Consider the following 12,825-nt stretch of genomic DNA (forward strand, 5'->3'; position numbering starts at 1 on the left):
TCAGCCATCGCGGCGTCGGGGGCGCCTCTTCGAGAAGCCAGGGATGGCCCACCAGTCGTTCGCCTCGTCGTGGAACAATTGCCCGACGACCGAGCCATCGAGCTGGGAGGCTTCCTCATTCGCCTGTGTCCAGATGATACGGACCGACTCGGCTCGGGCGGACCCCGCGGCGATGATCCGCTTCGGCGACCTGGAGGTGATCAGCGTCGACCGGGGAGGAACAGCCGTGGACCCACCCCCGATGGCGCGTTCGCTGGGGGAGGAGAGTGCGGCGTCGATGGCCGATGCGGAGAGGGCCATCGTCGGGATGGCTTCCGTTCCTGTGGCCATCGCCGCGAAGCTCGTCAGGTTGATCGGGAGCGGCCCGGCCTCCCGGTGAGTCGGCGAGGCCGCCGCGTGGAGCGTTGGGTTCGACCACGCCGTGCGGCCGCCCAGGTCAACGCTCTCGACGCTGCTGCGTCCGGTCCCGGTCCCGATCGCCGCCCCGTCGTGCCGGGCCGACCTGGCTGCGAAGATGCTCAGCGCGGCGTTCCGGAAGTCCTCCAGCGACCAGCCGGATGCCAGGGAGGCATCCTCCAGAGGGCCGACCTTCGGGCCCTCGTACTGAGTGGCGGCGCCCCGGTACGAGGCGAGATCGGGCACCAGCCGCTCGGCCACGGGCGACCCGAGGCCGGTCACGAGGTCATAGCCGGCCGTCGCCCTGTATCCGTTCGACCCGGCGGAGACGGGGTGATAGTCGGCCGCGGGCAGAGCGTAGATCGCCTCCAGCGTCTCGGATGGGCGCTCGCTGTTGAGGACCGGCAGCCCGGATGCGACGCGTGCCCCGTTGACGACGGCGATCAGGGCGGACCAGGTGGGGGCCGCGAGGCTCGTGCCGCCGACGACCTGGAACGGGTTCTCTTCCGACAGATTGTAGGGATCGGCCATCCAGACGCCCGTGGCGGGGTCGGCGATCATGGAGACATCGGGCGTGCTCCGCCTGCCGGTGGACTGGACCGCGGTCTGGTAGGCCGGCTCGGGCTGATACAGGCTGAGTCCGCCTCCCGAGCCGACCGGCGAGCCCGTCGACGCCAGGTCGTCGCCCCAGCCTGTCTCCCCGATGTACTTGCCGTCCGGCCCGATCTCCAGCCGGGTCCCGCCGACCGCCACGACGTTGGGCGAGAAGGCCGGATACTCCGGATTCGCCGCCCCGTTGTCGCCGGTGCTGGCCAGGAAGGTCACGCCCGCCACCTTGAAGATGGCCTCGTAGGCGGCCTCCTCCTCCTGGGAGATCATGAGGGATTCCGTGAAGCCCCAGCTCATGGACACGCTCGTGACGCCGGGCTGGGCCGCGGCGATGGCCACGCTCGCCATCATGTTGGGCAGGGACTGATTGTCCGCCTCGACCAGGAGAAGGCGTGCGCCGGGCGCGATGGCGTGGGCCCATTCGAGGTCCAGAGCCGCCTCCGTTGCCCAGTTCGACGCCCCCGGACCGCTCGGGTCGGTCGCCGGCGGAGCATCGGTCCGGCCCCGCTGGTTGAGGACCGTCAGGAACGACCCCGCGGGCCCGTACTGTTCCAGGAGGGTCGGCCCGGACGTCGTGAGGCTGAATTGTGCGTCGAAGGCGTCGAGCGCCTCCAGGATCTTGGGAGCGTCGTATGCCGTGACAATCGCGATCGTCTGGCCGGTGCCATCCCAGGATACGGCATCCAGGCCGTACGCCGAGCGGACCTGCGACGGGGAGAACGCGACCGTCCCGTCGGGCACGGCCAGCGAAAGGGCGTTCGCGACCGAGGTGCCGCTGGCCTGGAGGCGGTCCACGACGATCGCGTCATTGAGCTTCACCGATCCGCTGACCGACAGGAGCGCCGCCGGTGCGTAGATGATGCCGCTGAATTGCTGAGCGGCGCTCCCTCCGAATGTGAGGACGTTGGTGCTGGCCCGGTCCTGGAAGATCAGCACGCCGGCGTAGGCCCCGGTCGAGGCCGGAGAGAGGCGGACATTGCCGCTCGTGTTGAAGGTGATGCTGCCATAGGGGCCCCTTCCGGTGCCGTTCGATCCGGTATTGTAGATCAGCACGCCGGCGCCGGTCAGGCTCGCGGAGTTGGTCACCGAGAGGCCGCCGCCGGCGATCACGTAGATGCCCGGGTTGAGCGTGAGGCTCGCTGTCCCGGACACCTTGATCTGGCTGTAGACGCCCGGATTGATGGTCAACGACCCCCCGGTCAAGTTGACCGATGTGCGAGTCCCGTCCACGGCCGGAGCGACCATGCCGGCGAGCGGGTCCGGCACGGGCGTGATCCCCGTCCTCAGCGTCGGGCTGATCGTGGCCGCGCCCGAGCGGCTCACCCCTCCGACGACCTGAACGCTCGAGGCGATGAGCTGGGAGCTGCCGGTCAGCGTGATCGCCTGCGACAGCGGCGAGTTGACGACCACCCGGCCGGGGATGTTGATGCCCGCGTTGCCGCTCAGGTAGAGGGAACCCGTGATGGTCGGCAGCGAGGTCGAGCTGTTGAGCACGTAGATCGAGACGACCACCGACTCGGTGATCGTCCCGAGGCTGGAGATGAAGTTGTTGTCGCCCGAATAGGTGACCTGGATGGTGTGCTGGCCCACAGGGAGCGTGCTGAGCGTGAGGGAGGCTCCGCCCCCCACGAGGGCGACACTGCCCAGGTCGTTGGCCGTGCTCAGGTCATAGAAGTCGACGGAGCCCCCCGGGGTGCCCGACGTCGGGGAGTTCGCCGCGACCGCGGCCGAGAGCGTGAGTGCCTGGCCGAAGTTGGAGGTGCTCGCCGAGGTCGTGCCCGTGGTGGTCGTCTGGACCTGGCCGATCGTGAGGGTGCCGGCGACGATGTTGACGCTGTAGTTGGCCAGCCGCCCGGCCGGGTCGATCAGGGTCGGTACGATGGCATAGGGTGATCCGGGGCCGTAGACGCCGGCCGGAGTGGCGGAGCCTGCCGCCGACGAGAAGGTCGCCGTGATCGCGTCATGATTCACCAGCCCGGCGATCGTCCCGATGAACTGCGGATTCGCCGCCCCGTAGGGTCGCGAGGCGGCCGACGCGGTGACGGTCAGCGGGGCCGCGAGGACGTCGATCGTCGCCGTGCCCGAAGCATCGGCGAAGTCGATGGGGTTGCTCGGGACGAAGTGCACGGACAGGACCTGGCCGCTCCCGGCGTCCAGGATCGTCCCGGTGCCGGGCGTGTAGACGAAGGTCCCGGCGACGGCCCCGGCGGTCCCGCCAACCGTCCAGGTCGTGGAGGCGTTGAGCGCGGCATCGCCGAGCGGCGTGCCATAGACGATGCTCGCCGGCTGATTCCAGACGATCGTCGGCGTGGCCCGCAGGACATCGATGGTCCTGGTCGCCACGACGGACGTGTAGTCGTCCGAGTCGGCGGGGGAGAAGGAGACGGACAGCGACTGGCCGACACCTGCGTGGAGGATGGTCCCGGAGCCAGGGGTATAATCGAACGTACCCGCAACGCCTCCGAGCGCCCCGCCGACCGTCCAGGAGGAGGTCGCATTCAATTGGGCCGCGCCCAGGGCCGTCCCATAGACGATGGCCGTCGGGGCTGCCCAGTTGATAGTCGGCGTTGCTCGCGCCACGTCGATGGTGACGGTGGTGTCGACGCTCGCGTAGTCGGCCGCGTCGTCGGGGACGAAGGTCACCGACTCGATCTGGCCCGCCCCGGCGTGGAGGACGGCGCCGGCGGCGGAGGTGAAGCGGAAGGTGCCCGGCACGGCCACGCCGGTGCCCGCCACGACCCAGGCCGCCGAGCCGGACAGCAGCGAGTCGCCCAGTGCCGTCCCGTAGGTCAGGTGGAGCGGGGCGACGCCCACCGAGGGGCTGGCCTGGGAGACGTCGATGGTGACGGTGGTGTCGACGCTCGCGAAGTCGGCCGCGTCGTCGGGGACGAAGGTCACCGACTCGATCTGACCTGCGCCGGCGTGGAGGACGGCGCCGGCGGCGGAGGTGAAGCGGAAGGTTCCCGGCACGGCCACGCCGGTGCCCGCCACGACCCAGGCCGCCGAGCCGGACAGCAGCGAATTGCTCAGGGCGGTCCCGTAGGTCAGGTGGAGCGGGGCGACGTTCACCGAGGGGCTGGCCTGGGAGACGTCGATGGTGACGGTGGTGTCGACGCTCGCGAAGTCGGCCGCGTCGTCGGGGACGAAGGTCACCGCCGCCACCTGGCCCGCCCCGGCGTGGAGGACGGCGCCGGCGGCGGAGGTGAAGCGGAAGGTGCCCGGCACGGCCAACGTCGAGCCGCCGACCGTCCAACTGGCCGAGCCGGACAGCAGCGAGTCGCCCAGGGCGGTCCCGTAGCTCAGGTGGAGCGGGGCGACGCCCACCGAGGGGCTGGCCTGGGAGACGTCGATGGTGACGGTGGTGTCGACACTCGCGTAGTCGGCCGCGTCGTCGGGGACGAAGGTCACCGACTCGATCTGGCCCGCCCCGGCGTGGAGGACGGCGCCGGCGGCGGAGGTGAAGCGGAAGGTGCCCGGCACGGCCAACGTCGAGCCGCCGACCGTCCAACTGGCCGAGCCGGACAGCAGCGAATCGCCCAGGGCCGTCCCGTAGGTCAGGTGGAGTGGGGCGACGTTCACGTTCGGCATCGCCTCGGCGACGTTGATCGTCGTCGTCGCCGCCGCCGCGGTGTAGTCGCTGTCGTTGGACGGGGTGAAGGTCACCGAGAGTGTCTGGTCGTCGCCGATGCCGAGGACCGTTCCGGGACCCGGCGAATAGGTGAAGATGCCGGCGACCCCCTGCGTCATGCCCCCGACCGTCCAGGAGGCCGTCGCGTTGAATTGCGCGGTGCCCAGGGCCGTCCCGTAGACGATGCCCGCCGGTGCGGGCCACGTGATGGTCGGGATGGCTTTTTCCACGTTGATCGTCGCCGTGGCGGCGGTGGGCCGATAGTTCGTCGTATCGCTGGGCGTGAAGGTGACCGAGAGCGTCTGGCCGGCGCCGGCATGGAGGATCGTCCCGGCGGCCGGCGTGTAGGTGAAGGTCCCGGCGACCCCCTGCGATACGCCCCCGACCGTCCAGGAAGCCGTCGCGTCGAGCTGGGCGGCGCCCAGGGCCGTCCCGTAGACGATGTCCGCCGGGTTATCCCACGCGATGGTCGGCGTCGCCTTCAGGACATCGATCGCCACCGTGGCGGTGACCGACTCGTAATCGGTCGTGTCGTTCGGCACGAAGGTCACCGACAGCACCTGGCCGGTGCCCGCCCGGAGGACCGTGCCGGCGGCCGGCGTGTAGGTGAAGGTCCCCGCCAGGGTCGTCGCGGCGTCGAGCTGGGCGGCGCTCAGCGGCGTCCCGTAGACGATGGCGGCCGGATTGGCCCAGGTGACCGTCGGCGTGGCGCGGCTGATCGTGAAGGTCGCCTGGCCGCTCGCCGAGTTGTAGTTCGCGCTCCCTGCGAAGGTCGCGACCACCGTATAGGTCCCGGCGGCGGTCGGGGCGCCTGGCAGCGGCTGGCCCACGGCCGAGCCGCCCGAGTAGTAGGTCAGCGTGACGCCCACGCCCTCGAGGCTGCCGGCCGCGATCCCGTCGATCCCGGCCACCGTCGCCGAGGCGACGAAGGGGGAGCCCGAGTACGTCCCACCCGCGGCCCGCACGCTGACGGCGGGCGTGGCCGCGGTCACCACGACTTGCACGGTGGAGGTGACCGAGCTGTAGGTGGCCGTGTCCAGCGGCGTGAAGGTCACCGAGAGGGTCCGCTGGCCGGCGCCCAGGATCGTCCCGGCGGCCGGCGTGTAGGCGAAGGTCCCGGGCACGCTGGCCGTCGCGTTGAGCTGGGCGGCGCCCAGCGGCGTCCCGTAGACGAGGCTCGCCGGGTTGTCCCAAGATAGCCTCGGTGCGCTGCTGGGGATGGTGACCACGCCGTCGGAGGCGTCCGTCGGGGCATCGGTCACGGCCGGGACCGGCGAGACGGCCAGGCCGTCGCTGTCCACCAGGGCCAACGCGGTGCCGCCGAAGTCGCCCTGGAGGTTGAGCACGGTCGGCCCGTAGGGGGCGTTCCCGGCCACGGTGAACGTCAGGGTCGCGACCTCGACCAGGGTGCCGGCCTGGATCCCGAGGGTCCCCTGCGCCGAGGCTCCCGTGATGATCAGCTCGCCGGGGTTCGTCGCGTCGACCGAGACGGTGAACGGAGCGCTGGCGGCCACGAGGTTGCCGAGATTGGAGAGGTACGAGCCGAGGGACACCGTCGGATTGGTGAGGATGCTCGGATCGAAGCCGATCGGGATCGCGAATCGGCCGAGCCCTGCGGAGAGGCTTCCGGGATCGGTCACGAGCAGCTCCACGGGCACGGTCACCGTCGCGCCCGGCTTCGCCTGGATGTCTGTTGGCATGAAGAGCGTGACGCCGCCCGACGACGGGGTGCCGGCGAACGTCACGACGACCGAGACACTCGAGGAGGTGCTGCCGAGGAAGCGGCCGTCGCCGCTCGTGAAGACCGCCGTGAGGGTGTGGCCGCCGGCGATCAGCGAGCCGGTCGTGAACGTCGCGGAGCCCCCGGCGTCGACCGCCAGGTCGGCCACGGGGGTGGTGCCGTCGTAGAAGAGGATGCGGCCCGACGCCGAGAACCCGGGGACGTCGGGCGTGACGACGGCGGTCAGCGTGACGGCCGTGCCCGCCGGGACGCTCGTGTCCGACGCGGACAGCGCGGTCGTCGTGCCGGCCGGCGTCACCGACTCGACCACGGTGGCGGAGTTGCTCGGGTTGCTGCCGCTGCCGGAGTAGGTCGCGAGCAGGGTGGCGTCGCCGACTCCGAGCGGGATGCTGGAGATCCCGCTGAACGTGGCGACTCCGCCGACCAGGTCGGCCGTCCCCAGGGGGACCCCGCCCTCGCTGAGCGTCACCTGGCCGCCGGGCACGGGGTTGGCCGAGCCGGCGGTGACCGTGACCGTCACGTCGAACGACTGGCCGAAGACCACCTGCGGCGCCGAGGCCGAGATGCTGACCGGGGCCACGACGCTGGTGCTCGCCTGGGCGCCGGCCGGCGTCACCTGGCGATTGCCGCCCGTATCGGACGCGACGCTGTAGAACCCGTAGCTGTGGCCCGTGGCCCCGTCGAAGATCGCCGAGGTCTGGGTGGTGGCCAGCAGGAAGGGCGTGAAGGCCCCGCCGTCGACCGACACATAGACGTCATACGACGCGACGCCCGGGGTGCCCGAGCCCGACCAGGTGAGGGAGAAGCTCGGCGTGACGACCGTCGCCGGCAGGGCCCCGACGGAGCTGGTCGGCGGGCTCGCCACGATCTTGGTCGCCGCCTGGGCCGAGGTGGGGGCCGCCTGGCGATTCCCGGCCCCGTCGGTGGCCACGGCGTAGAAGCCGTAGGTGTGTCCGGGCTGGCCGGCGAAGGTCGCGGCGGTCGAGGCGGTGCCGGTCAGGAAGGGCATGAAGGCCCCGCCGTTGTCCGAGACGTAGATGTCGTAGGAGGCGATGCCCGAGCCGCCCGCGTTGTCCGAGCCGGTCCAGCTCAGGGCGATGGCGGGTGTCGTGGTGTAGACCGGCAAGGGGTCGATGCTCGCGGCCGGCGGGGCGACGTCCCTCACCGCGACCCGGAAGGGGGCCGAGACCGAGCCGCCGTGGTTGTCGACGACCGTCAGGGTCGCCGTGAAGCTGCCGGAGAGCGAGTAGGTGTGACTCACGGCGATCCCGCCGGGGGAGGCGAAGGTCGGCTCCGTGAGGAGCGGCACCTGCCGCCCCTGGCCGTCGGTGTACGTCGAGTTCCGGTCGAAGGTGGTCGACGTCCCGTCGCCCCAGTCCACCGTCGCGGTGTGGCCATCCAGCAGGCCGGGGTCGCCGAAGGCCGCCGCGATCGAGGTCGTGTCGCCCTGATCGATGACCCGGTCCGAGGGGGCCGAGATGAGGACCGGGGCGGCGTTCGCGACGGAGACCATCGTCGTCGCCGACTGCTGCGACCCGTCGGCGCCGACGATCGTCAGGGTCGCGGCGTAGGTCCCGACGTCGGCGTAGGTGTGGTTCGACGAGATCAGGGCCAGCGACGGCACGCCGGGGCTGCCTGCGGACCAGGTGACCGCCACCGGGCTGATCGCCCCGTCGCCCCAGTCGATGGTGGCGGACTGCAAGGCCTCGGCCCCGGTCCCGAACCGGAAGCCGGGGTTGGTGATCCGGCCGGAGAGGGTGAACGAGCTGCCCTCCAGGCCGTCGGCGGTCGCCGGCAGGGCGATGGTCGGTGCGACGGCGAGCGCGTTGACGTTGAAGGAGCCGGATGCGCTGGTCACCCCGTCGCCGACGGTGACGGTGACGAGGTAGGTGCCCGGGGCCCCGTAGGCATGGCGGCCCGAGACCGAGCCATACGCCCCCGGAGAGGCGGGCTCCCGGATGTCGGAGGCGGGGACGGCGACGGTGCCGGTGCCGTCACCCCAGTTGATCGTGGCCGTGTGGACGCCCGACGCGGCGCCGCCGGTGAACAGGACGGGCACGCGGGCCCCCGGGTCGACGGGGCTGAGGTCGAGCGTGTCGCCCTCGTTGAGCGTCACGTCCGGTCCCGCGTAGATCGGGATCGGCACGGCCGCGACGGTCACGCCGAAGCTCCGCGAGGCCGAGCCCCCGTAGTTGTCGGTCACGGTGATGGTTGCCGTGAACGACCCCGCAGCCTGGTACGTGTGGCTGCCGCCGATCGTCCCGACCGTCGGGGCCCCCGGGGTGATCGTGCCGACGCTGGTCGTCCCGTCGCCCCAGTTGATGACGCCGGTGATCGTCTCGGTCCCGTAGGTCGTGTTGTAGCCGGGGCTGCTGAACGTCACGGCGGGCAGGGTCAGCAGGTCCCCCTGGAGGACGGCCTGGGGGGCGGCGGAGGCGAGCGTGGGGGCCACATTCGCGACCGTCACGGCGGCGATCAGGTCGGGCCCGTAGGCCCCGTACTGATCGGCGATCCGGCCGCGGACGACCACGACGCCCGGATTGGCCAGGAGGGCCGCCGGGATCGATGCGGTCGGGGACGTGCTGTTGACGACGGAGAACGTGCCGGTGTTGCCGAAGTCGAAGCTGTAGAGGAATCCGGCGGCGGTGTCGGCCGGGGAGGGATCCGCCGGGCTGAGGAAGCTCACGGTGGCCGTGCCGCCGACGGGGACGCTGGCCGGGGCGGAGAGGCTCGCGGTCGGGGGCGTGTCCAGGACGGTGAGGGTCGACGACGCGGCGAGGGTCTGGTTGAAGGCGGCGTAGTAGACGCTCACCTGCACGTTGTAGGTCTTCGGCGCGTCGACGGGCGAGGACAGGGCATTGAGCTGGTTCCAGGTCAGGGACTTCGTGGCGGAGCTCCCCGAGCCCACGGCGACGCCGTTGACCGTCCAGGTGTAGCTGGTGGGCGAGCCGACGGCCGTGGCCGAGAGGGTCAGGCCGCTGCCCTGCGAGATCGTGTAGGGGCCGCCGGCCCCCACCGACGCCGCGCCGAGCTGGACGGCGACCGGGGCCTGGGCGACGGACGTGGTGTTCGTGACGCGGACCTGGATCGTGTAGTTGCCGGCGGTCGCGTAGGTGTGGGTGTCGGCGGAGACGCTGCTGTCCAGGACGTCCGTGGTGCCGTCTCCCCAGATGACGGTGTAGCCCGGGATCGGGTCGTCGCCGGGCCCGGCGGCGGAGAATCGGATCGTGAACGGCACGCCCGCCGTGGCCGTCGATGCGGCCTGGAGGGTGACCGTCGGGGGCGTGTAGGCGATCGTCAGCGTCGTGTAGTCGACCGCCACGGCCGAGCCGCTCGGCACGCGGACCGCGATCGTGTAGGTCCCGGCGACGTTGAGCCCCAGCGACTTGAGGGTAGCCCAGCTCACGGTCGGGGTCAGGCCGACGGCGTCGCCGAACGAGCCGTCCCCGTTGAGGTCCCATCCGACCTGATTCGGGTCGACCGTGGAGTTGGTGGCCGGGGTGGCGACGGCGTAGAGGGAGAGGCCCTGGCCCTCGCTGATCCCGTACGTGGCGGGGTAGGTGCCCGAGTCGCTGGTGATGTGGACCGTCGGGCCGGAGAAGCCCGGGACGTTCCCGAAGTTGTTGTAGGTGATGCTGGCATACTGCGGCTGGTTGATGCCGATCGTCCCCGAGGGGATCGTCGGGTTGGCGGGCGTGATGGCCTGGCCGCTCGCGTCGAAGAGCAGCGTATTGACGCCGGCCCCGCCGTCGAGGAGGACGCCGGCCGTGGCCGCGATGCCCGTGCCGCTGACCTGGGCCGTGTCATTGCCGGCGCCGAGGTTGACGTTCACCGAGCCGCCGGCGGCCGCGCCGGTCAGCCAGACGTAGTCGCTGCCGGCCCCGGTCGTGATGGCCAGCGACTGGCCGTTGCCGACGGTGGCGACCCGGGCCGTGATGCGATTGCTGCCGTCGCCGGTGGTCACCGTGGTCCGCGTCGACACGTCGGTCAGGTTGATCGTGTTCGCGCCCGAGCCCGTCGCGATGTTGACGGTGCCGGCATTGGCCGCGTGCACCTGGCTGATGGTGTTGTCGCTGGAGCCGGTCGTCACCGCCAGGGTCTGGATGCCGGAGTAGCCGACGTCGTAGCTCCGCGGCACGGCCGTGGACGCGTTGGAGACCGCGAACGAGGCCAGGCCGCCGTGGTCGAGGCCCAGGCCCGCCAGCGAGGCCACGTAGACCTCGCCCGGGTTGACGGCCGCCGAGGACGGCGCGACGGCGAGCCCGGAGGGCTGATCGAGGCCCGGCCGATTCCGGACGACCTCGGCGAGCGTCAGGTCGCCGGTCGTCGCGTTCCGGGTGAAGGAGGTGACCGAGTTCTGGGACTGGCTCGCGACGAAGACATAGTCGCCGGCCGCCGAGGCGGCCACCGCGCTGGCCCCTGTCAGGCCGCGGATGCCGTTGACGCCCTCGGTCAGCACGTCCACCCCGGTCAGGGCGCCGGTGGAGGAGTTGTACCGGAAGACGGCGAGCGAGCCGCCGGCCGGGTCCGTCACGTAGACGAACGTGCCGCTCACGGCCACGCCGGCCATCGAGGCCAGGCCGAAGGACGAGCCCGACAGGCTCGTCCTCTTCGCGAGCGTGCTCGAGTTGAGCACCTCCAGGGTGTTGCCGCTGACCGCGAAGAGGGCCGAGCCGTCGCCGCTCTCCGCCAGGCTCGTGAAGCCGGTCAGCCCGTCGGGCGAGGCCAGCGTGAAGTTGCCCGGGCTGCCCGTCGTCGTGCTCAGCGTCGCCACGGCCACCCCCTTGCCCTGGGCGATCGCATAGAGGCGCTGGCTGACGCCGCTCGGCAGGATCGACGTCAGGACCAGGCTCACGTTGCTCGACGTCTTCGGCTGGACGGCGGCCTTGTACGTGAGGTTCCCGGTGGCCGCGTCGCGCTGGAACACCGCGACCGCGCCGACGCCCGCGGTGTAGACGTAGGATCCGTTGGCGGAGACGGCGACCGAGGTCACGCCCGTCAGCCCGTTGGCCGGCACCGCGCCGACGCCCGACTGGAAGGATTGCCGCTGGTAGAGGTCGGACGCGTTGGCCACCACCAGGGTGTTGTCCGCGGTGTTGACCGCGTACACGTTCCGGCCGTCGGGAGAGACCGCCAGCGACTGCAGGCCGGAGAGGGCCTGGCCGGAGACCCCGGCGGTCGACAGCCCGCCGATGTAGACGGCCGAGATTCCTCCGCCGGCCAGCGAGGCGCCCGAGAGCGGGGCGGTGTCGCCCGCGAACGCGGCGTTCACGGAGTAGGCCGCGTTGCCGTTCTTGGGCACCCAGGTGGCCCACACGGCGTGGCCCGCCAGGCCGGTGATCGGGACGGCGCCGGTGCCGCCGAAGGTCGGGCTGCTGAGGGCACCTCCCTGCAGGAGGCTCGTGAGGAACCCCGTCCTCCCGGGGACGAGGCCGATCCCCAGTTGCGGGTCGGCCAGCGTGCTGTCGGTGAGGTTGACGTAGAGGACCAGGTCGTAGCCCGCGAAGCCGCGGGTGAAGCCGGCCGGCGGGGTGCTCAGGCGGATCACCGCCGCGGCGGCTCCCTTCGGGACGTTGGCCCCGCTGAGGTACGGCGCGATGGTGGGCACGGCATTCAGGGCGTCGTATCCGCCGTGGAAGATGCCGTAGATGTCGGCGCCGCCCGCCGGGCCGAGCGTCGTCGGCGCCGGGCCGGGCAGGACCGGCGTGAGGTCCTCCGAGGACTCCGGCCGGAGTGCCGACGAGGGGATGAGGACGTCGGTCCCGTTGACCCCGGGCCCGCTCCAGTAGAGCCCGGCGCCCGAGCCGCCCTGACCCTGGAAGAAGTCGAGCCGGATGTCGTACCACTGGCCGGCCTGGAGCGTGATCGAGCCATGGTCGATCGTCCCGAGCGGGCGATCGTTCCAGTCGTCGATGAGCAACTGGCCGTTGACCCAGAGGCGCACCCCGTCGTCGGTGTTGGCGCCGAACGTGTAGGTCCCGGTCTGCGGGGCCCGGACCTGGCCCGTCCATCGGACGTTGAACCGGGTGGCGCCGACGCCGGCGATGGGCGTCGTGTTGGTCCAGTTGAAATTCACCGTGCTGTCGACGCGCGAGACGGTCGCGCCGGTGAAGTCGTAGCTGTTGGCGTAGTAGGTCCCGAGCAGGCCCTGGGACGGGACGGCGGCGGCGTCCATGTTGCCGAGGACGCCGTCCCGAGACGGGACCAGGTTGGGGCGGAGCTGGGACGTGGGGATCGTGGCCAGCGACCCGGGTTGGGCCGGCGTGGTCCAGAGCAACTGGGCCCCGGCCCCTCCGCTGCTCCCGGAGTAGCTCGTGTCGAACTCGAACGACATATAGTAGTCGCTGCCGAGGCCGGACAGGTCCAGCGATCCCTGGTCCACGACACCGAAGCCCTGATTCGACGTGTGGTCGATGACAAGGGTGCCGCCGATGTAGAGCTTGGCGGTGCC

The 12,825-nt window shown here is 71.4% G+C and carries 1 protein-coding gene (running past one end of the window); it reads right to left on the bottom strand.

The genetic code is table 11. From position 1 onward, the window contains the following. On the bottom strand, positions 1 to 12,825 hold the end of the coding sequence (locus tag G6O54_RS27695) for a beta-sandwich domain-containing protein (protein WP_165230739.1). 14,796 nt of this gene lie beyond the right edge of the window; 12,825 of the gene's 27,621 nt are visible here — the last part of the coding sequence; its start codon lies off the right edge, out of view; the stop codon is at positions 1 to 3.

The organism is Aquisphaera insulae (assembly GCF_011064615.1).
Lineage (GTDB): Bacteria > Planctomycetota > Planctomycetia > Isosphaerales > Isosphaeraceae > Aquisphaera > Aquisphaera insulae.